The 19,105-nt window shown below is 68.6% G+C and carries 18 protein-coding genes; 9 read left to right on the top strand and 9 right to left on the bottom strand.

Going from position 1 to position 19,105, the window contains the following annotated elements; translation table 11 throughout:
- Window positions 1–7: 7 nt before the first annotated feature.
- From mlaD to ACODSL_RS04340, 3 genes are read left to right on the top strand one after another with little or no spacing between them, the layout of a single operon-like run.
- Complete coding sequence (mlaD, locus tag ACODSL_RS04330; RefSeq protein ID WP_488899401.1) at window positions 8–472, top strand: outer membrane lipid asymmetry maintenance protein MlaD; 465 nt, start codon at window positions 8–10, stop codon at window positions 470–472.
- A gap of 1 nt (window position 473) precedes the next feature.
- A complete protein-coding gene (locus tag ACODSL_RS04335) occupies window positions 474–1,271 on the top strand; it encodes an MlaE family ABC transporter permease (RefSeq protein ID WP_488899402.1) in 798 nt (265 codons plus the stop codon).
- On the top strand, window positions 1,271–2,035 hold the full coding sequence (locus ACODSL_RS04340) for an ABC transporter ATP-binding protein (protein WP_488899403.1): 765 nt from the start codon (window positions 1,271–1,273) through the stop codon (window positions 2,033–2,035). Before ACODSL_RS04335 ends, ACODSL_RS04340 begins: the two co-directional genes overlap by 1 nt.
- A 13-nt stretch (window positions 2,036–2,048) precedes the next feature.
- On the opposite strand, the gene ACODSL_RS04345 is transcribed toward ACODSL_RS04340, so the two are convergent.
- From ACODSL_RS04345 to selD, 3 genes are all read right to left on the bottom strand, one after another.
- Window positions 2,049–3,908, bottom strand: a complete 1,860-nt coding sequence (locus ACODSL_RS04345; RefSeq protein WP_488899404.1) for a DUF885 domain-containing protein — start codon at window positions 3,906–3,908, stop codon at window positions 2,049–2,051.
- A 78-nt stretch (window positions 3,909–3,986) separates the two neighbouring features.
- Window positions 3,987–4,343 (bottom strand): hypothetical protein, encoded by a 357-nt coding sequence (locus ACODSL_RS04350; RefSeq protein WP_488899405.1) that lies wholly within the window; start codon window positions 4,341–4,343, stop codon window positions 3,987–3,989.
- 73 nt (window positions 4,344–4,416) lie between these two features.
- Window positions 4,417–5,466: a selenide, water dikinase SelD gene (gene selD, locus ACODSL_RS04355; RefSeq protein WP_488899406.1), complete on the bottom strand. Its 1,050-nt coding sequence runs from the start codon at window positions 5,464–5,466 to the stop codon at window positions 4,417–4,419.
- 91 nt (window positions 5,467–5,557) lie between these two features.
- On the opposite strand from selD, the gene mnmH reads away from it, so the two are divergent.
- Window positions 5,558–6,631, top strand: coding sequence for a tRNA 2-selenouridine(34) synthase MnmH (mnmH, locus tag ACODSL_RS04360; RefSeq protein ID WP_488899407.1), 1,074 nt, complete (start codon window positions 5,558–5,560; stop codon window positions 6,629–6,631).
- On the opposite strand, the gene ACODSL_RS04365 is transcribed toward mnmH, so the two are convergent.
- The 3 genes from ACODSL_RS04365 to ACODSL_RS04375 form a co-directional block, all read right to left on the bottom strand.
- Window positions 6,628–7,863: an acyl-CoA dehydrogenase family protein gene (locus ACODSL_RS04365; protein WP_488899408.1), complete on the bottom strand. Its 1,236-nt coding sequence runs from the start codon at window positions 7,861–7,863 to the stop codon at window positions 6,628–6,630. The genes mnmH and ACODSL_RS04365 overlap by 4 nt on opposite strands.
- Window positions 7,864–7,898: 35 nt before the next feature.
- Window positions 7,899–8,705: an SDR family oxidoreductase gene (locus tag ACODSL_RS04370; protein WP_488899409.1), complete on the bottom strand. Its 807-nt coding sequence runs from the start codon at window positions 8,703–8,705 to the stop codon at window positions 7,899–7,901.
- A 161-nt stretch (window positions 8,706–8,866) separates the two neighbouring features.
- Window positions 8,867–10,015 (bottom strand): glutathione S-transferase family protein, encoded by a 1,149-nt coding sequence (locus ACODSL_RS04375; protein WP_488899410.1) that lies wholly within the window; start codon window positions 10,013–10,015, stop codon window positions 8,867–8,869.
- Between the two features lie 126 nt (window positions 10,016–10,141).
- Between ACODSL_RS04375 and ACODSL_RS04380 the strand changes: the two genes are divergently transcribed.
- Complete coding sequence (locus ACODSL_RS04380; RefSeq protein WP_488899411.1) at window positions 10,142–11,563, top strand: aldehyde dehydrogenase family protein; 1,422 nt, start codon at window positions 10,142–10,144, stop codon at window positions 11,561–11,563.
- The gene (locus ACODSL_RS04385) at window positions 11,563–12,312 is read left to right on the top strand and encodes an enoyl-CoA hydratase/isomerase family protein (protein ID WP_488899412.1); all 750 of its coding nucleotides are present in this window, start codon (window positions 11,563–11,565) and stop codon (window positions 12,310–12,312) included. Before ACODSL_RS04380 ends, ACODSL_RS04385 begins: the two co-directional genes overlap by 1 nt.
- A gap of 1 nt (window position 12,313) precedes the next feature.
- On the opposite strand, the gene ACODSL_RS04390 is transcribed toward ACODSL_RS04385, so the two are convergent.
- A complete protein-coding gene (locus ACODSL_RS04390) occupies window positions 12,314–12,745 on the bottom strand; it encodes a DUF1801 domain-containing protein (RefSeq protein WP_488899413.1) in 432 nt (143 codons plus the stop codon).
- 62 nt (window positions 12,746–12,807) lie between these two features.
- On the opposite strand from ACODSL_RS04390, the gene ACODSL_RS04395 reads away from it, so the two are divergent.
- Window positions 12,808–13,206: a DUF1801 domain-containing protein gene (locus ACODSL_RS04395; RefSeq protein ID WP_488899414.1), complete on the top strand. Its 399-nt coding sequence runs from the start codon at window positions 12,808–12,810 to the stop codon at window positions 13,204–13,206.
- A gap of 77 nt (window positions 13,207–13,283) precedes the next feature.
- Here the strand turns inward: ACODSL_RS04395 and ACODSL_RS04400 are convergent, their stop codons facing one another.
- Together ACODSL_RS04400 and ACODSL_RS04405 are read right to left on the bottom strand one after the other, a co-directional pair.
- Window positions 13,284–15,659 carry a TonB-dependent receptor gene (locus ACODSL_RS04400; protein WP_488899415.1) on the bottom strand — a complete coding sequence of 792 codons (2,376 nt, stop codon included), beginning with the start codon at window positions 15,657–15,659 and terminating at the stop codon, window positions 13,284–13,286.
- A 135-nt stretch (window positions 15,660–15,794) separates the two neighbouring features.
- The gene (locus ACODSL_RS04405; protein ID WP_488899416.1) at window positions 15,795–17,810 is read right to left on the bottom strand and encodes a tetratricopeptide repeat-containing sulfotransferase family protein; all 2,016 of its coding nucleotides are present in this window, start codon (window positions 17,808–17,810) and stop codon (window positions 15,795–15,797) included.
- Window positions 17,811–17,946: 136 nt separating this feature from the next.
- Here ACODSL_RS04405 and ACODSL_RS04410 point away from each other — a divergent pair, with 136 nt between their 5' ends.
- On the top strand, window positions 17,947–18,795 hold the full coding sequence (locus tag ACODSL_RS04410) for an urease accessory protein UreD (protein WP_488899417.1): 849 nt from the start codon (window positions 17,947–17,949) through the stop codon (window positions 18,793–18,795).
- Window positions 18,795–19,097, top strand: a complete 303-nt coding sequence (locus tag ACODSL_RS04415) for an urease subunit gamma (protein WP_488899418.1) — start codon at window positions 18,795–18,797, stop codon at window positions 19,095–19,097. Before ACODSL_RS04410 ends, ACODSL_RS04415 begins: the two co-directional genes overlap by 1 nt.
- Window positions 19,098–19,105 lie beyond the last annotated feature (8 nt).

Below are 19,105 nucleotides of genomic sequence, written 5' to 3' on the forward strand. Positions count from 1 at the left end.
CTGACCGATGCGTGAGAACTGGGCCGAGACGGTCGTTGGCGCACTTGTCCTGATCGGGGCCGGGCTCTTCCTGGGCTATCTGATGCTGACCGGCGACGTCGGCGGGCAGACGGGCGGCTATGCGGTCAAGGCCCGGTTCGGCCAGGTCGGCGGCCTCAAGGAAGGCGACGATGTTCGGGTGGCCGGGGTGCGCGTGGGTCAGGTCGACCGGCTGTCGCTGGACGCGAAAACCTATTTCGCGACGACGCAGCTGACCATCGACGCCGGCGTCGCCCTGCCGACGGACTCGACGGCGAAGATCACCAGCGACGGCCTGCTGGGCGGGGCGCATGTGTCGATCGAGCCGGGCGCCGCCGAGGACATGCTCAAGCCCGGTGGCGAGATCCAGAACACCCAGGGGGCGGTCGACCTGTTCGGCCTGATCGGCCAGGTGATCAAGCCAGCGCCTCCCGCGCCCGCGGATCCGCAGTAACGTGGCGGTCGCCGCGCGCCTGACCCTGCTGTCGCCGGTGACGGCCGTGGGCCATCTGGTCCTGGCCGTGACGCGACTGGTCGGCGCGGTGACGCTGTTCGCGCTGCGCGGGCTCGCCGCCTGCGTCTCGCTGCCCTGGTACGGGGGGCAACTCCTGCGCCAGTGCGTGGCCATCGGCTTCATGTCGCTGCCGGTGATCGGACTGACGGCCGTCTTCACCGGCGCGGCGCTGGCCCTCAACATCTTCACCGGCGGGGGCCGGTTCAACGCCGAACAGATCGTGCCGCAGATCGTCGCCCTGGGGATCACCCGGGAGCTGGCGCCCGTGCTGGCCGCCCTGATGCTGGCCGGCCGCGTCGCCGCGACCATCGCCGCCGAGATCGGCGCCATGCGGGCGACCGAGCAACTGGACGCCATGCGGACCCTCTCGACCGACCCGTTCCGCTACCTCGTCGCCCCTCGCCTGCTGGCCGGAGTTCTGACCCTCCCGCTTCTGACCGGCGTGGCGGACATCATCGGCATCGCCGGCGGCTGGCTGGTTTCGGTCCTGACACTGGACTTCAACCCGTCGATCTATGCGCGCGCGACGGTCGACTTCGTCGAGGCGTGGGATGTCGAATCCGGCCTGATCAAGGCCGCCGTGTTCGGCTTCATCGTGACGCTGATGGGCTGCTACCACGGCTATCGCGCGACCGGCGGCGCCCGTGGCGTGGGCCGGGCAGCCACCCAGGCCATGGTCTGGTCCGGCGTGCTGATCTTCGCGACCGACTACGCCCTCACAACGCTGTTCACGCGCTGATGGCCGGGCCGACGCCGATCCTCGAGTGGCGCGCGGTCAGCAAGCGCTTTGGCGGCAAGGCCGTTCTGGACGGGCTCGACCTGGCCGTCGACGCCGGTCGATCGCTGGTGATCATCGGCGGGTCAGGCCAGGGCAAGTCCGTGACGCTGAAGCTGGCGCTGGGCCTGATGCGGCCGGACGCGGGTCAGGTGCACTTTGAAGGCAAGCGGCTGCCGGGAGGCCTGGGTCGCCAGCAGCAGAAGCTCTACCGCAACGCCGGCGTCCTGTTTCAGGGCGCGGCCCTGTTTGACAGCCTGACGGTCTGGGAAAATGTTGCGTTTCGCCTGATCAATGCCGACGGCCGGGGCCGCAAGGCCGCGCGCAGGGCCGCGCTCGAAGCGCTGGACCAGGTGCGGCTCGAGTCCGCGGTCGCCGACCTCTATCCCTCGGAGCTGTCTGGCGGGATGCAGAAGCGGGTTGGTCTGGCGCGCGCTATCGTCGGGCGCCCGAAGATCCTGTTCTTCGACGAACCCACCACCGGTCTTGACCCTATGACGGCCGAGACCATCAATCTGCTGATCGTCGACCAGGTAAAGCGGCTGGGCTGCACGGCCCTGTCGATCACCCACGATCTGGTCTCGGCCCGGATCATCGCCGATGAAATCGCCATGCTCGATCAGGGCAAGGTGGTCTGGCGCGGCTCCGCGTCCGAACTGGACAAGTCACCGCACAAGTCGGTGCAACGGTTCGTCCGAAGCAGCGTGAGCCGACCGACGAACCGTTGACGCGGCAGACCGTCTAGAGGGGCCAGTGGAACCAGCCCTTGCGGCGGGCTTGCTGCCCTTCGACGTACCGGTCGATCACCGAGGTCAGCACGCTGATCGGCACACCGCCGGTGCCGACCACCGCGTCGTTGAAGTCGCGGATGTCGAACTTCGGGCCCAGCGCCGTCTTCGCCGTTTCACGCAGGCGCACGATTTCCGTGTGACCGACCTTGTAGCCGCAGGCCTGGCCGGGACTGGCGCAATAGCGATCGACTTCGCTTGTGATGGCGCCGGTTGAACGACCCGTGGCGCCCGTCATCCAGGTGATGGCCTGGGCGCGACTCCAGCGTTTGTGATGCAGCCCGGTGTCGACCACCAGCCGTGCGGCCCGGAAGCGCTGCGCCTGCAGATAGCCCAGGCGACCCATCGGATCGTCCGCATACATGCCGACTTCGTCAGCCATCTGTTCAGCATAGAGCGCCCAGCCCTCGACGAAGGCGTTGAAGCCCATCAGCGCCGCGATCGACGGAACCCGGTCCCCACGCTCGGCCAGGAAGGCGCCCTGCCAGGCGTGGCCCGGAATCGCCTCGTGCATGGTCAGGCTGCACAGGGTGTAGCGCGGCCAGTTCCCCGTATCCTGCAGGTTCACATAGTAGATCGCCGGCCGCGACCCATCGAGGGAGGCGAAGTTCATGTAGCCGAGCGCCGCGCCGGCCTCGATCTCCTTCGGCACCGGGCGAACCTCGACCTCGGCCTTGAGGCCCAGTTTCGACAGCTTCGCCATCATCGGCCGGATCGCGGCGATGCGGCCGTTCAGGTAGGCGATCAGCTCGGCCTTGCCGGCTTCGGTATTGGGATAGAGGAACCGCGGATCGCGGGTCAGGGCGCCCATGCGCTCCCCGACCGTGCCCTGGGTGAAGCCCTGCGCCTGGAGCACCGCATCCATCTGGGCGTCGATGGCCGCGCCCTGGTCGAGGCCCATCTGGTGGATGTCGTCGGCGGTGCGTTCGGTCGTTGTGCCCTGACGCAGCGCCCAGGCGTAATAGGCTTCTCCGTCCGGAAGACGCCAGACGCCCCCGTCGGGACTTGCGCCGGCCTGCAGGGCCGCGAGCGCCGCGATCTGGCGGTCGAGCGCCGGATAGATGCTGGTCTGCACGATGGCGGTCGCCGACTTCGCGTAGTCGCCGGCAATGCCCTTGGCCGCGGTCCGTTCGACCAGCGATCCGACCAGACGCGTATCGCCGGCGGCGACCGCGCGCATGCCCCGGAGCTGGCCGAGCGCGTTGCCGAGGATGAAGTCGGGCGGCGATATGCCGGCGGCTGCGTCGGCCTGGATGCGGCCGGTTTCCTCGTCGATGACGGTCGCAAGGGCTTCCAGGCGCGAGACATAGGCGTCGGCGTCGGCCTTCACGGCGATCAGGTGTTGGGAGTTGAGGAACTCCGGCGTGTTCAGGGCCGCGCCATTCTGCTGACTGACGATATAGGGATTGGCGTAGTCGAGGCCGTAGCTGAACTGTCCGCCCTGGATACCCATCCCCTGGGAATAGTCGACGGTGTCAAAGATGGTCACGTCCGAGGGCGTCAGCGAGGCGCGATCGATCGCCCGCAGGCGCTTGCGGCGGCCCTCATAGGCGGCGACCTGCGCCCCGCGGTCGGCGGCGGACGCGCCGCTGAGCTTGCTCTTCAGGCCCGCGTTGGCGCCGTTGTCGAGGCCGAGCGACGTCGCCGTCTCGGGCGAGTCGACCAGCATCTCCTGCACGAAGGTATCGAGCAGGGCCGCCAGTTGAGGGTTGGCGACCGGGCCGGCGGAAGCCGCCCAGGTCAGGTCGGGCGCGGAGACGGCGGCGCCGGCGGCGGCGGCTCTCAGCAGGAGTTGGCGACGATCGACGGCCATGGCGGATACTCGCTAAGACGAGGGAAAGGCGGGGACCTTATCCCGCCCGCAGCCGCGCGCAAGCCGCCCGCTCTGGCTCTAGTCCGTCACCGTGTAGCCGGTCACCCGTCCGGCGGAGACCGTCAGCCGCTGACGCGCCTCGCCGACGCCGAACGCCCCGGCGTCGACATCCCAGCAGCCCGCCGAGACCTGGAACTGGTAGCTGCGGCCCGACGGGATCGAGACGCCGTCCGGCAGGCGGTTCAGCCCGTAGCTGGCGGCGCTGCAGGCCGAAATGGCGACGACGCCGATGGGGTGGCTGGTTCGGTTGATCACGGCGATCGCGCCGACCGGCTCGCCGGGTCGGATCAACGGGCCGCCGGTGATCAGGCTGGCGCAGCCGGTGAGCAGTCCGGCGAACGTGACGACCGCGGCCGCGCGAAAGATGGTGTGCATCAGGGAGCCCTCCTCTGGTCGACCGATTGTCGATCGATCCTGGGGCCCGGACATCCTCCGAAAGAGGGGAAAATCAGTCCGCCAGAACCCGGACTTCCGCCACGCCGTCGATCAGTCGGCCAACACGCCGCGAGGCCGCGAACCCGGCGGCCGTCACATGGCGGAGCACCGCATCGGCCTGATCCGGCGCCACCGCGATCAGCAGGCCGCCGCTCGTCTGGGGATCACAGAGGATGTCCCGGCGCCAGTCGGCGAAGCCGTCCGGCAGGCGCACGGCCTCGCCATAGCTGGCCCAGTTGCGCGTCGAGGCGCCGGTGCGGATGCCGCCGCTGGCGAGGGCCTCGACGCCGGTCAGCAGGGCCGGCGCATCCGCATCGACCTCCGCCGTCAGACCGGCGCCCCGGCACATCTCCAGGAGATGCCCGAGCAGGCCGAAGCCGGTCACGTCGGTCACCGCGTGCACGCCCGGCACATCGCCGAGACCCGCGCCGACGGTGTTCAACTGCGTCGTCGAGGCGATCATCGCCGCGTAGCCGCCCTCCGGCATCTTCTCCTGCTTGAAGGCCGCGCTGAGAATGCCGACCCCCAGCGCCTTGGTCAGGATCAGCACATCGCCGGCCCGCGCGCCGCGATTGGTCAGGACCTTGTCCGGATGGACTAGGCCCAGCGCCACGAGACCGTAGATCGGCTCGACGCTGTCGATCGAATGACCGCCGGCGATCGGCACGCCCGCAGCCGCGCAGACCGAGGCGCCGCCGGCGAGGATCTGCTGGATCGTCTCGACCGGCAGCCGGTCGACCGGCATGCCGACAAGCGCCAGGGCGAAGATCGGCGTCGCCCCCATGGCGTAGACGTCGGACAGGGCGTTGGTCGCGGCGATGCGGCCGAAATCGAATGGGTCGTCGACAACCGGCATGAAGAAGTCCGTCGTGGCCACCAGCGCCTGCTGGTCATTCAGCCGCCAGACCGCCGCGTCGTCCGAGGTCTCGGTTCCGACCATCAGGTCGGGGAACACCGCCGCTGCCGGGGTTTTGGCGAGAATCTCGCGCAGGACGGCCGGCGCCAGTTTGCAGCCGCAGCCGCCGCCGTGGGCCAGGGAGGTCAGTCGCACGGGGTCGGACACGGGATAGCTCCTTGAGGATCGTCGCTTCATATTGAACGACGGGCGCGAAGTCCCCTACAGCGTAGGGGAGACAGGCCGGAACAGGACCTTCATGTCGCGCATCCAGCTGCTGCAGACCGCCGACTCGACCGCGCTTGCGCGCTTCGAGACGATCATCGACGTCCGCAGCCCCGGCGAGTTCGCGCTCGACCATCTGCCTGGCGCCATCAACCTTCCGGTCCTGAATGACGCCGAGCGGGCCGAGGTCGGTACGATCTACGTCCAGGAGTCGCGGCTGAAGGCCAACCGCATCGGCGCGGCTCACGTCGCCCGCAACATCGCCCGCTATCTGGAAAACGAACTGGCGGACCGGCCGCAGTCTTTTGCGCCGCTGGTCTACTGCTGGCGGGGCGGTTCGCGGTCGGACTCGATGGCGACCATCCTCGCGAAGGTCGGCTGGCGGACCAGCCTGCTGCAGGGCGGCTACAAGACCTACCGTCGGCATGTTCAGGCGAGGCTTTATGACGAGGCGTGGTCTCTGAATCTGGTGCTGCTCGATGGCGACACCGGCACCGGCAAGACGGAGATTCTCACCGCCCTGGCAGCGCGCGGCGTGCAGACCCTCGACCTGGAAGGCGTGGCCGGCCATCGCGGCTCGCTGTTCGGCGGGCTCCCCGGCAAGCCGCAGCCCAACCAGAAGGGCTTCGAGTCGAACCTGCTGCAGGCCATGGAGGCGCTCGATCCGACGCGCCTGACCGTCGTCGAGGCTGAGTCGAGCCGCATCGGCGACCTGATGGTCCCGCCGGCTCTGTGGGCGCGGATGCTGGCGGCGCCGCGCATCGAGGTGGCCGCCCCGCGCGACGAACGGGCCCGCTATCTGGTGCGGGCCTACAGCGACATTGTCGCCAATCACGACCTGATCGAAGCCGTGCTGGCTCGCCTGCCCGTGCATCCCAGCCAGAAGCGGCTGGAGGGCTGGCGCGCGCTGCTCGCGGCCGGCGACTACGCGGCCCTGGCCGAGGCGCTGATGGAACTGCACTACGACCCCGCCTACCAGCGCGGCCGCCGCAAGGACGGTCGCGAGGCGACGGCGGTCATCGCGCTGGAGAGCCTGGACGGACCGGGCCTGAACCGGGCGGCGGACGAGATCGTCCGGCGGGTCCAGGCCCTGCCCTCGCAGCCCTAGAGCAGATCCCCGCCGCAGGCGCCGGCGGTGGTGCCGGTGGCCTGGAACGCCTTGATGATGTTGCGGCCGGTGGTCCAGCGGTGGACCTCGTCCGGGCCGTCGACCAGTCGCTGGCTGCGGATGTGGGTGTACCAGCGGGCCAGCGGCGTGTCGGTCGAATAGCCGAGGGCGCCATGGAGCTGGATCGCCGTGTCGACCACCCGATGGACCATGTTGGCCAGATAGACCTTGGCGATGCCGTTCTCCTGGCGCAGGTCCAGGCCCTTTTCCGCCTTGTAGGCGATGTGCAGCAGCATCAGCCGGGCGATGTAGATGTCCTGCGCGCAGTCGGCGAGCATGAACTGGACGCCCTGGCGCTCGCTGAGCTTCTTGCCGAAGGTCTCGCGGCTGGTGACGTGGGCCACCGCCAGATCGAGCGCCCGCTGGGCCATCGAGACGTTGTGCATGCCGTGGCGCAGGCGGCCATAGGCCAGGCGATGCTGGCCCATATTGAAGCCGTTGCCCTCGCCGCCGAGCAGGTTCTCGGCCGGCACGACCAGATCCTTGATCTCGATCTCGGAGTGGCCGCCGCCTAGCACATGGGAGAGCGGACCCTCGGCGGCCATGGTGCCGATGTCGCGCACGATGCGGTAGCCGGGGTTGGGCAGCTCGACGATGAAGGTCGAGAACTGCTGGTGCCGCGGGGCGTCCGGATCGGTCTTGGCCATCACCAGGGCGATGTCGGCGACGCTGGCCGCCGACGAGAACCACTTCTCGCCGTTGAGGATGTAGTTCTCGTTGCCGTCCTTGACCGCGCGCGTCTGCATGCCCGTGGCGTCGGCGCCGGCGGCCTTCTCGGTCATCGAGTAGCAGATGCGCTTCTCGCCATTCAGCAGCGGTTTGAGGAACTTTTCCTTCTGGTACTCGGTGCCGTGCGCCAGCAGCGTCATCATGGTCGCGTCGTCAGGACCTTGGGTGTTCATCGACAGGGCGCCCAGATAGCTCTCGCCGAGCTCCATCTGCACCAGGGCGTTGGCCAGCGGGCCGAGGCCCATGCCGCCGTGTTCCTTGGGGATGAACGGGCACCACAGGCCCTGGGCCCGGGCCTTGGTCCGCAGCTCGCCGAGGATGGTCTTGTAGTCGCCCCCCGCCAGCAGGGCTTTTTCAGCCGGCCTGCACTCGTCGTTGACCCACTGGCGGACCTTCTCGCGGATGGCCTTGGCCTCCGGCGGAATTTCGAAGTCGATGGACATTCCTGCTCTCCCTGACGGTTCTGATTTTTGTTGGCTTAAGCGTAGGACGCGGCGCCGAAGTTGCCCAGAGCGTCACCCGCGCCGTCGCCGCAGCCCGAGCCGCCGTCGACCGGCAGGATGGCGCCGTTGATGTAGCGGGCGGCGTCGGAACTCAGGAACAGGGCGGCGTCGCCGATCTCGTCCTTGGTCCCGTAGCGGCGCAGCGGCACGCGGGCCTTCACCCGGGCCTCGGCTTCCGGTGTGGTCGCGAGGCGGGCCATGCCCTCGGTGTCGGCGATGGGGCCGGGCGAGATCGCGTTGACCCGCACGCCGGCGGGACCCCACTCGAGCGCCAGGCACTGGGTCAGCATGTTGATGCCGGCCTTGGCGGCGCAGACATGGGCCTGGAACATCGAGGCGCGCGTGGCCTGGCCGGCCGTGATCGAGATCAGCGAGGCGCCCGGCTTGCGCAGGAACGCGAACGAGGCCCGCAGCACGTTGAAGGTGCCGATCAGGTCGATGTCGACGACCGTCTTGAAGCCGTTGGCCGACATTCCCAGCGCCGGAGCGACGAAGTTGCCCGCCGCGCCGGAGATGACGGTGTCGATGTCGCCCCACTTGTCGTGGGTGGCTTTCAGCGCGGCCTCGACAGCCGCGTAGTCGCGCACGTCGGCGGCGATGCCGATAGCCCGGCCGCCGTTGATCTCGCCGATCTCGGCCGCGGCGATGGCGATCTTCTCGGGACTGCGGCTGATCAGGGCGACATTGGCCCCTTCGGCGGCGAAGCAGCGGGCGATGCCCAGATTGATGCCGCTCGATCCGCCCGCGACGAACAGAGTCTTGCCAGCCTGACTCGTACCCATGTGTCTTCTCCCTTGGTTGCCCCGATGATGGAGGGGCGCCCTATGGGAAGACAAGCGCGAGGGCCGCGAGACTGTTGGACGGGCCGAATCCGCCCTTCCGGGGCCCGAGCGTCCCGGCGAAGGCCGGGACCCAGCCGCGGGGCGCGGTCTCGCCGATCAGATCACCGAACGGGCCCCCAGACCTCCAGCTGGTCGATGCGCTCCACGCGGCGTGTCGTGCGCAGCGTGACCAGATCGCCGAGACCCGTTTCCCACAGCAGCGCATTTAATGCAGCGTTGTCGGCATGGGCGTCGGCCGCGTCTTGGACCTTCTGCAGCAGCCACAGGCGGTAGGGCATGACGCCGACGGCGATCTCGACGCCGCGCCAGTCGAATGCCGCCCGGCCGATGACCCGCTCGCTGGTCCGCGCCAGGCCGCTGGTCCCGGCCTCCAGGTCCGGCCGCTCGGCCAGCCAGCCGTTGCTGAAGTCCACATAGGCGTGGACCTCGGGCAGGTAGTCCTGTGCGATGAACCGCAGCAGCGCCTTCAGGGTGTCGGGCACGCCATCGTCGGCGAACAGCTCCGGCGCCGGATAGCCGTACTCGCCGGAATCGAGGTCGGCGGCGTTCATCCGCTCGACCCAGCGCCAGACGCGGTGCGCCTTTCGCTTCATCAGATCCGCCGGGTACGGGTCACGGCCCAGGTGGGCATAGAGCGGCGCGATCAGGCCGTAGTCGCCGATCGTCGGCCGGCCGCCGAGCAGGTAGGGCGAATGCGCCAGATGGGCGTCGAACAGGGCGAGGAACGCCTCGTATGACGCCTCGACCAGCGGGATCGACGCCTCCGACACGCCGAAACTGCCCATCGCCTTGCGCATGCGCTGGGCCGCGAACTGGAACACCGCCGCGCCTTCGGAGGGATCGGCGCCCGGCGTGGCCAGGCCGGCGGCGAAGTCGAGGCCGACGAACGGCTGGTTCACGGCGTCGAAGTTCCAGCGGTAGTGCATCGCCGGCCGCAGCAGGCCCTCGCCGCCGAACAGCTCGAAGATCTGGCCGATCAGGCGATGGCGCGGTGTGGTCGGAAACGTCGGCCAGCGCGCCAGACCGTCGGCCTCGAGCCGTTCGATGATCGCAGAGCCGTCCTGCAGCAGCTCGCCATCGGCCGCTTCCAGCACCGGAATGATCCAGCGGCCGATCTTCGGCACGATCTCCTCGCGGAAGCGCGGTTCACCGGCGGCGCGGTTCTCGAACGGCACGCCATTCTTGATCAGCCAGGACCGCGCCTTGGCCGTGTAGAGCGACCCGGGCGTGCCGTAGAGTTTGAAGGTCATCGCCGAAGCTCCCCGCGAAATGTCGCAACTATCTGCATGCACCATGTCAATTGATCAAGCACGCGACACCCTTGGCTGACCAAGCGTCACGGAGTCATTGTACCGCCAACGAAAAGGGAGCGAGCCATGTCCAGCGACACCTACACCATGACCATCGGCGGCAAGGGCGTCGCCGGCGCCGGCCAGTTCGACGTGCTGAACCCGGCCAACGAACAGGTCATCGGCCAGGCGCCGGACTGTTCGCGCGAGCAACTGGATGAGGCGGTCGCTGCCGCCCGCGCCGCCTTCCCCGCCTGGCGCGCCACGCCGATCGCCAAACGCCGCGAGGCCCTGCTGGCCATCGCCGGGGTGCTGGGCGGCAACGTCGAGGAGCTCAAGCGCCTGCTGACCGCCGAACAGGGCAAGCCGCACGCCGACGCCATGGGCGACATCCTCGGCGGCGCCTACTGGTGCCAGGCGACCTCCAGCCTCGACCTGCCGGTCACGGTGGTCGAGGACAGCGGCGAGCGCCGCGGCGAGACCCGCCACGTCCCGATCGGCGTCGTCGGCGCCATCGCCCCGTGGAACTTCCCGATCATCCTGGCCATGTTCAAGGTCGCCCCGGCTCTGCTGGCCGGCAACACGGTTATCCTCAAGCCTTCGCCCTTCACGCCGCTGACCACCCTGCGCATCGGCGAGCTGTTGCGTGGCGTCCTGCCGGACGGCGTGCTGAACATTGTCACCGGCGGCGACGACCTCGGCCCCTGGATCACCAGCCATCCGGGCATCGACAAGGTCAGCTTCACCGGCTCGACCCAGACCGGCCGCAAGGTCATGCAGTCGGCCGCCGCGACGCTGAAGCGCATCACGCTGGAACTGGGCGGGAATGACGCGGCCATCGTCATGCCCGACGTCGACGTCGAGAAGGTCGCCGAGCAGCTGTTCTGGGCCGCCTTCAGGAATACCGGCCAGATCTGCATCGCGACCAAGCGCATGTACGTCCACAAGGACATCTATGAGCCCCTCAAGGACGCCCTCGTCGCCTACGCGAAGACCGTGAAGATGGGCGACGGCGCCGACCAGGGCACCCAGATGGGCCCGATCCAGAACAAGCTGCAGTACCAGCGCGTGCTGGACCTGATCGAGGACGCCAGGGCCAACGGCTACAAGTTCCTGATCGGCGGCGAAAAATCGGATGCCCCCGGCTACTTCGTGCCGGTGACGATCATCGACAACCCGCCGGAGAACTCGCGCATCGTCCAGGAAGAGCAGTTCGGCCCGGTCCTGCCGCTACTGAAGTGGGACGACCTGGACGATGTGGTCGGCAAGGCCAACGCCACCGAATACGGCCTCGGCGGCTCGATCTGGTCTTCGGACGAGGACAAGGCGCTGGAACTGGCCGAGCGTCTGGCCACCGGCACCGTCTGGATCAACGAGAGCCAGCATCTCTCGCCGCTGGCGGCCTTCGGCGGTCAGAAGCAGTCCGGTCTCGGGGTCGAGGGCGCACTCGAAGGCCTGCTCGAATACACCAACACCCAGACGGTGTTCCTGAAGAAGGCCGCCGCCTGATGAGCGATCTGGTCCTGCGCGAGGATCGCGGTCACGCCGCGATCCTGACCCTGAACCGGCCTGACAAGCTCAACTCGCTCAACGTGCCGGTGTTCGAGGCGCTGGAGGGCCATGTCGCGGCGCTGGAAGACGATCCCGGCAGCGCGTCGGTGGTCGTTATTCGCGGCGCGGGCCGGTGCTTCTCGGCGGGACACGACCTCGGCGACATCGCCGTCGGCGAGAAGCTGCCCCGGCCCAACTACCAGTCCCATGTCATCGAGCGGCTGGCCAATCTGCCAATGCCGGTGATCAGCGCCGTCCACGGCCACTGCTACACCGGCGCGCTGGAACTGGCTCTGGCGGGCGACATCATTCTGGCCGCCGAGAGCGCCAAGTTCGCCGACACCCACGCCCGCTGGGCCCTCACCCCGGTCTGGGGCCTCAGCCAGCGCCTGCCGCGCAGGGTCGGGACCTACAAGGCGCGGGAGATGATGTTCACCTGCCGCACCTATTCCGGCCGCGAGGCCGAGGCCATGGGCCTGGCCAATGCCTGCGTGCCTGACGACGGCTTCGAGGCTGCCATCGACGCCTGGGTCGCCGAGATCGCCGCGAACTCGCCGTTCAGCCATGCGGCCAACAAGCGGCTGGTCACGCACACGGACGGCCTGCCGATCGCGTCCGGCCTGGCCCACGAGGTTTATCACGGCGAGGGCGTCGGCCCGGACATGCGCGACCGCATCGCCGCCTTCGCGGCGCGGGCGAAGAAGTAGATCAGCCCCTCTTCGGCCTGGTCGTCTTCGGCTTGTTCTTCTTCGACACATTGAGCGCCACCGCCGCGCGGATCAGCGCCTTGAACGCGGTCGCGTCGAGGGTTTCGCCCTCGTGGATGTCAATGGCCCGGCGGAGATTGCCCTCAAGGCTGGCGTTGAACAGATCGGTCGGGTCGGCCAGTGACGCGCCCTTGGCGAAGGTGAGCTTGACGGCGGCCTTGTAGGTTTCGCCGGTGGTCAGGATTCCGTCGTGCTCCCACACCGGCACCCGGCCCCATTTGATCGTCTCGACCACTTCCGGGTCGGCTTCGTGGATCAGGACCCGAACATTGGCGAGCGCCGCGCCGCGCCAGTCGCCGAGGGCCGCGATCTTGGCGTCGATCTGCTCGGACGCGGGCGTCTCGTCGGGCTGGATGAGGTCGCTCTTCTTCACGGAGATGTCCTTCACATGGCGCTCGGCTCGACGCGTCCGGTCGGGCGCGGCATGATTATCACATGGATGGGTTTCTGCGGTTCTCCGGCGCCGTTCGACGTGATCCCCGGGTCGAGGCCTGGTTCCTCGGCATGACCGATCCCCTGCGGCTGATGGCGCGGCCGTGGTTCGAGCGCATGCGGGACTGTGGCCCCGACGTCGGCAAAATGCTCAACGACGGCTGCCCGGTGGCCTGTGTCGAGGACGCGCCGTTCGGCTACGTCAACGCCTTCAAGGCGCACGTGAACGTCGGCTTCTTCCATGGCGCCGACCTGCCCGACCCCGGCGGCCTGCTCGAAGGTTCGGGGAAGCGCATGCGCCATGTGAAGCTCCGCCCGGGCGTGCCGCTGGACGAACCGGCGCTCACGGCGCTCATAGAGGCCGCCTACGCGGATATCCTGCGGCGGCTATCGGCCGGATAGACGCCTCCATGAGGCACGCCACGATCCGGACCCCGGCCTTCGCCGGGGACACGGATCGGGAGTCGACAGGCCGGACGCTAGAACTTGTGTCCGAGCCGCAGGCCAATCGTCCGGGGCTGGTTGGGCACGGAGTAGACCGCACCGCCGCAGACCGTTTCCGGGCACTGGCTGTAGCGCGTCAGGTCGGCCCGCTCGTCGGACAGGTTCTGGACGAAGAACTCGGCCGTCCAGGCGTCGCCTTCGAGGCCCGCCGTCACGTCGAACGAGCTCCAGCCGTCCTGCTTGCCGAGGATGCCGCGCTGAAGGATCCGAAGATCCGCCCAGCTGCTGCTCTGGGTGACCATCGAGCCCTGAAGGTGGGCGTCGAGCGCGCCGATGGTCCACTCATAGCGCACCGTCAGGTTGGCCTTGAATTTCGGCGTGACCGGCAGCTGCGTGCCGTCCGGCGCTTCGGGGCCGGTCGGGAATCCGGGCGACCCGACCGGGCAGACCGTGATCGGGTGGCCGCTGGCGTCGGTCTTGCCGCAGTCATTGGCGCTCAGCTTGGCGTCGGTCAGGGCCAGACCGCCTGTGAACGTCAGCCCTTCGGTCGCCCGCCACACCACGTCTGATTCAAAGCCGAGAATTTCCGCCTGGGCGGCGTTGCGGATCTCGGTCAGGCCGTTGGAGCCGATCACCGAGAACTGGAAGTCCTCCCAGCGCTCGAGATAGAAGGCGCCGTTCCAGCGCACCGAGCGGTTGAACCACATCGTCTTCCAGCCCAGCTCGTAGTTGGTCAGGAAGTCGGAAATGTAGGGCGGCAGCGTGCCCTTGCGGTTGATGCCGCCGGGCCGGTAGCCCGTCGACCAGGTGCCGTAGACCATCGCGTCGTCGTTGACGTTCCAGGTCACGTTGAGCTTGTGGGTCGTCCCGGTTTCCTCGGTCGACTTGATCAGGTTGGTGCAGGGGCCGTGGCCGGTGACCGGTGTCGGCAGGAAGCACTGGGACTCGCCGGTGGAGCCGCTGTAGCCGCCGCTGTAGCCGAAGAAGCCCTTCAGGCCGTTCTCCGCCTGGAAGTAGCGAAGGCCGGCGTTCACCGTCCAGCCCGGCGCGAAGTCCCAGGAGACCTCGCCGAAGATGGCCTGGTCCTTGTCGGTGCGGAACTGCTCGGTCAGCCAGATCGTGTCCGGCCAGCCGGTCACCGAAATGGCGGGGTCGATGCCGTCGATCTTGTAGCGCTGCTCGATGCCGTGGGTCTGCGTCTGGAAAAAGATGCCGCCGACGGCGCGCACGGGCAGGTCGCCTGGCGTCGAGAGCCGCAGTTCGTGGCTTTCCTTGGTGTAGCGGTCCTGGGCCTGGATGTACTGGGTCGGATCGACCGGGTTTCCGAGGCTGTCGACCCAGTAGGCGCCGTAGCCGAACAGGGTGTCGTAGAAGAACGAGTAGTCGGAGTAGTCCGACTGGGAATCCACGGCCCGCCGCATGTAGGCGCCGGCGTAGACCAGGTCGAGGTTGCCGATCTTGCCCTCGACGGTCAGCGAGGCCTGGTACCACTTGTCCTTCGAGCTTTCCGGACGGTAGCGCGAGATCTGCAGATCGCCCTGGGCGGGGTTGTAGGAGAAGTTGCCGCCGGCGACTTCCCGTTGGCCCATCAGGGTCGGCGTGACGGTCCAGGTGTCGTTCAGGTCGATCTTCAGCGCCATCCGGCCGCCGACGGTGGTGACGTCGTTGTAGTTGTCTTCGGCGAAGGCGTTGTTGTTGATCGTGCCGCCCCAGGTCGGATAGGTCCGGGTGTTGGCGACGTTGTCGATATAGCCGGCGTCGTGCTGGTACCAGCCGACCACCCGCAGGGCGGCATTGTCCGACACCGGCAGGTTCACGTAGCCCTCGACGCCGTAGCCCATGTCGCCTTCGGCGACGCTGTTGACCTCGGTGTCGATCGCCGCGCTGAAATCGTTCAGGTCGGGCTTCTTGGTGATCAGACGGATCGTGCCGGCCTGCGAGCTGGCGCCGTAAAGCGTGCCCTGCGGCCCCGCGAGGGCCTCGACCCGCTCCATGTCGTAGACGTGGACGTCGAGCGCGCCCTGGATCGTCGTGATCGGCTGCTCGTCGAGATAGATGCCGACGCTGGGCAGCGAGCCGGAGTGGTTGCCGTCGCCGCCGCTGGCGACGCCGCGCATGTAGACGCTGGAGAAGCCGGGCGCGGTGCTCTGGAAAGACACGCTGGGCAGGAACTTCACATAGTCATTGAAGTCCGAGATCACGAGGGCTTCGAGCTTCTCGCTGCCGATCGCCTGGATGCTGACCGGCACGTCCTGCAGGTCTTCCGAGCGCTTCTGGGCCGTGACGACCACTTCGCCGACGGTGGTGTCCTGGGCGAACGCCGCCGAGATCCCAGTCAGCATCGAGCTGGCCAGCAGCACCGAGGTCAGCACCGTCGCCCTGCGCCCCGACATCCCGAACTTCATGGTCATGGACAACCCTCCCCGTCACAGACTCGCCACAAAGACAGGCTGCCGACCCCCTGACTGTCAAGCGACCCGGTTTGAAAAGCGGTGAGGGACGCCCTGATGCAGCTTTGTGTGGCGCTATTGCCTCACGGAGAGCACTCAGATTGGGGAGTCCCAGGACTGCAACGTCGGCCCCAGCGCAGCCTTCAATGGGCCCAGCCACGGCTCGTAGGCGCGCCACTGATCGACGCCGTCGGTGAAGATGGGTCGACGGACCTGTTCGGAACTGGCCGTCCGGACGGCGCGATCGTTCTCGTAGAACTTCAGGCATCCCGGCTCGAACGGCAGACCGCAGTAGTCCAGCAGGCGCCGGACTTCGGCCTCCGGATCGGCGATCAACCGCTCGTAGATCACCCGGTGAACCGCGCCCGGCATGGCCTCGTCCCAATGGGCCATGAGGTCGATGTAGTCGGCGTAGTACCGGCCGAGTTCGGTCAGATCGTAAGAGAAGGTCTGCCCGCGGGCGAAGTGCTGCTTGAAGGCTGAAAAGCAGCAGCCCAGCGGGTGGCGGCGCGCGTCGATGATCTTCGCCCGCGGCAGGATCAGGCGGATCAGCCCGACGTGGGCGAAATTGTTCGGCATCTTGTCGATGAAGAAGGGCCGGCCGAGCTTCCGCTGGATCCGAGTACGATCAAGGTATTCCTCTCCGAGCGCGCGGCAGGCGTCGGCGTCCAGCGTCTCCAGCACCTCGGGATAGGCCGATGGACGGTCCTTCTTGTGTCGGCCGCCCAAGCGGCGGGCGATGGAGATGATGTCGGGCAGCTCCATGGTGCCCTCGACCGCCGAATGGCTGGAGAGAATCTGCTCGATCAGGGTCGACCCGGATCGCGGAAGCCCGACGATGAAGACAGGATCGGGCGCTTCGCAGCCCCAGCCGGCCCTGGCCTCAAAGAAGGTCCGGGTCAGGGTCGCCTTCGACCGCGCGACATGGGCGCTGGTCTCTTCCGCGTCGTATTCGATCCCGGCCCGCCGCAGAGCCGCGCCGTCGCGATAGAAGCCGAACGACCGCTCGTACTGGCCACTGTCCTCCAGCGCCTTGCCGAGCGCGAACTGCAGATGGAAGCGGTCCTCGTCCGACAGATCGGTCCTGGCGAGCTGGGCTTCAATGACGGTGATATCGTCGTCGTTGAAGCGCACGGTCTTGAGATTGGCCAGGCTCCACCAGGCGTCGCCCAGCTGCGGCGTCAGGGCGATGGCGCGGCGGTAGGCGGCGATGCTGTCGGCCTGACGCCCCACCGTCTTCAACGAGTGGCCGTAGCTCATCCAGGCCTTCGGCTGGTCCGGATAGGCCTTCAGCAGGTCGTCGTAGAGCGCGATCGCGCCCTCGTAGTCGCCGACCCGGCCGAGCGTCGCCGCTTTCAGATTGCGATAGCCGGGGTGGCCGGGATTGCGTCCCAGCAGCCAGTCCAGCTCGGCGAGCGCCTCCTCGGACCGGTTCAGGCGGTAGAGGATGGTGGCGTGGTTGTGCCGCGCCTCTGCGAAGCCGGGGGCCAGCTCGACGCAGCGGGACAGCAGGGTCTCCGCATCCTCCAGGCGTCCCAGCCGCGCTGCGACCTCGCCCAGCATGCGGATCGCGGCCGCGTTGGTGGGGTGGCGCGACAGGTAGGGCTTGAGCAGGCGCTCGGCGACCGCCAGCCGATTGTCGCACAGGGCGACGGCCGCCTCGAGCAGCTCGGGGTCGGAGGTCGAAGCCCGGATCTGCTGGGCCCTGGCCTTCTCGGCGCCGGCCTCGTCTCCGGCGAGCAGCAACTGGTCGGCCAGCGCGCCCCAGGCGACGGTGAGTTTCGGGTCCAGGGCCACGGCCCGGCTCAGGGCGACGACCGCCGGCCGCGCCAGGCCAAGGTCCGCCAGCGCCAGTCCGGCTTCCTGATGCACCGGCGGCCAGCTGGGCTGAGTGCGAATGACCGGTTCAAGCACGGACAGCGTCGCTTCGGCCCGCCCCTGACGCCGCAGAGCCGCGCCCAGAATCAACAGGGCCTCGGGGTGCTCCGGCACGGCGCGCAGGATCTCGACCGCCTGCGCCTCGGCCAGCGCGGGGTCCTGGGTCAGCAGTTGCGCGGCGTGGGCTAGCGCCGTGCCGAGCGTGCCGGTGGTGGGGGCGGTGTCCTGCGTCATCGGCCGTCAGACCTGCACAGGTTGGCACCGTCTGTCGACTCGATCTTGCTGCCCGAAAAACAGGCGCCGCCCGACGAACGGTCGAGCGGGCAGAGAGCGGCTTGCGCTTTCCGGGCCGCGCCCGGACAGTCGGCGCATGGCTCTCGCCGCCGTCCTTCCGTTTCCGGCCCAGCCGAAGTCCGCGCCCGCCGCGCCACAGCGGGCGGCGGGACGTGGCCGGCTGACCGTGCGCCGTGAGGACGGCCGGACACGCCTGGTCGAACTGTTCCAGGAGGGCTCCGCCAAGCTGCGCCTGCCGACCGTGCGCGACGACGCGCTACAGGCGGTGATGATCAATTCCGGCGGCGGCATGACCGGCGGCGACCGGTTCAGCTGGGACGTCGACGTCGGCGCCGCCGCGTCCGCCATCCTGACCACCCAGGCCTGCGAGAAGGTCTATCGCGCGGAGGACGGACACGCCGGAGTCGCCGCGCGATTGACGGTCGGGGCCGGCGCACGGCTCGACTGGCTGCCGCAGGAAACAATCCTGTTCGAGCGCTCGGCGCTGCACCGAACCATCGAGGCCGACGTCGCCGCCGACGGCCGCCTGCTGCTGGCCGAGTCGGTCGTGCTCGGCCGCCGGGCGATGGGCGAGACGGTGACGCGAACGGACTTCCATGACCGCTGGCGGATCCGCCGGGACGGCCGCCTGCTGTTCGCCGACGACCTGCGTCTGGCCGGCGACATCCTGGCCCTGACCCGCTCCGGCCCACTGCTGGCCGGCGCCGGCGCCTTCGCCACCCTGCTGCTGGTCGCGCCGGACGCGGCCGGGCCGCTCGACGCCGTGCGCGCTGCGATCGGCCCGCTCGGCGGGGCCAGCGCCTTCGACGGAAGGCTGGTCTGCCGCATCGCCGCGCCGGACGGCCTGGCCCTGCGCCGCGTCCTGCTGCCCGCTCTCGCCGCCCTCAGCGGCGGCCGCCCCGCTCCCAGCGTCTGGACCCTCTGATGAATTTGACTCCGCGCGAGAAGGACAAGCTGCTGATCGCCATGGCCGCGGTGGTCGCCCGCCGGCGGCTGGAGCGTGGGGTAAAGCTCAACCATCCCGAGGCCATCGCCCTGATCACCGACTTCGTGGTCGAGGGCGCCCGCGACGGCCGCTCGGTGGCCGAGTTGATGGAGGCCGGGGCCCACGTCGTTCGCCGCGACCAGGTGATGGAGGGCATCGCCGAGATGATCCACGACATCCAGGTCGAGGCCACCTTTCCCGACGGGACCAAGCTGGTCACCGTTCACCACCCGATCCGTTGAGGTTCGCC

This window comes from Caulobacter sp. FG121 (genome assembly GCF_057809815.1).

What these genes read in the sequence shown, in the direction of transcription:
- mlaD (WP_488899401.1), top strand. Translation starts at nt 8, where the DNA reads ATGCGTGAGAACTGGGCCGAGACGGTCGTTGGCGCACTTGTCCTGATC.
- ACODSL_RS04340 (WP_488899403.1), top strand. Translation starts at nt 1,271, where the DNA reads ATGGCCGGGCCGACGCCGATCCTCGAGTGGCGCGCGGTCAGCAAGCGC.
- ACODSL_RS04345 (WP_488899404.1), bottom strand. Translation starts at nt 3,908, where the DNA reads ATGGCCGTCGATCGTCGCCAACTCCTGCTGAGAGCCGCCGCCGCCGGC.
- ACODSL_RS04350 (WP_488899405.1), bottom strand. Translation starts at nt 4,343, where the DNA reads ATGCACACCATCTTTCGCGCGGCCGCGGTCGTCACGTTCGCCGGACTG.
- mnmH (WP_488899407.1), top strand. Translation starts at nt 5,558, where the DNA reads ATGTCGCGCATCCAGCTGCTGCAGACCGCCGACTCGACCGCGCTTGCG.
- ACODSL_RS04365 (WP_488899408.1), bottom strand. Translation starts at nt 7,863, where the DNA reads ATGTCCATCGACTTCGAAATTCCGCCGGAGGCCAAGGCCATCCGCGAG.
- ACODSL_RS04370 (WP_488899409.1), bottom strand. Translation starts at nt 8,705, where the DNA reads ATGGGTACGAGTCAGGCTGGCAAGACTCTGTTCGTCGCGGGCGGATCG.
- ACODSL_RS04375 (WP_488899410.1), bottom strand. Translation starts at nt 10,015, where the DNA reads ATGACCTTCAAACTCTACGGCACGCCCGGGTCGCTCTACACGGCCAAG.
- ACODSL_RS04380 (WP_488899411.1), top strand. Translation starts at nt 10,142, where the DNA reads ATGTCCAGCGACACCTACACCATGACCATCGGCGGCAAGGGCGTCGCC.
- ACODSL_RS04385 (WP_488899412.1), top strand. Translation starts at nt 11,563, where the DNA reads ATGAGCGATCTGGTCCTGCGCGAGGATCGCGGTCACGCCGCGATCCTG.
- ACODSL_RS04395 (WP_488899414.1), top strand. Translation starts at nt 12,808, where the DNA reads ATGGATGGGTTTCTGCGGTTCTCCGGCGCCGTTCGACGTGATCCCCGG.
- ACODSL_RS04400 (WP_488899415.1), bottom strand. Translation starts at nt 15,659, where the DNA reads ATGACCATGAAGTTCGGGATGTCGGGGCGCAGGGCGACGGTGCTGACC.
- ACODSL_RS04405 (WP_488899416.1), bottom strand. Translation starts at nt 17,810, where the DNA reads ATGACGCAGGACACCGCCCCCACCACCGGCACGCTCGGCACGGCGCTA.
- ACODSL_RS04410 (WP_488899417.1), top strand. Translation starts at nt 17,947, where the DNA reads ATGGCTCTCGCCGCCGTCCTTCCGTTTCCGGCCCAGCCGAAGTCCGCG.
- ACODSL_RS04415 (WP_488899418.1), top strand. Translation starts at nt 18,795, where the DNA reads ATGAATTTGACTCCGCGCGAGAAGGACAAGCTGCTGATCGCCATGGCC.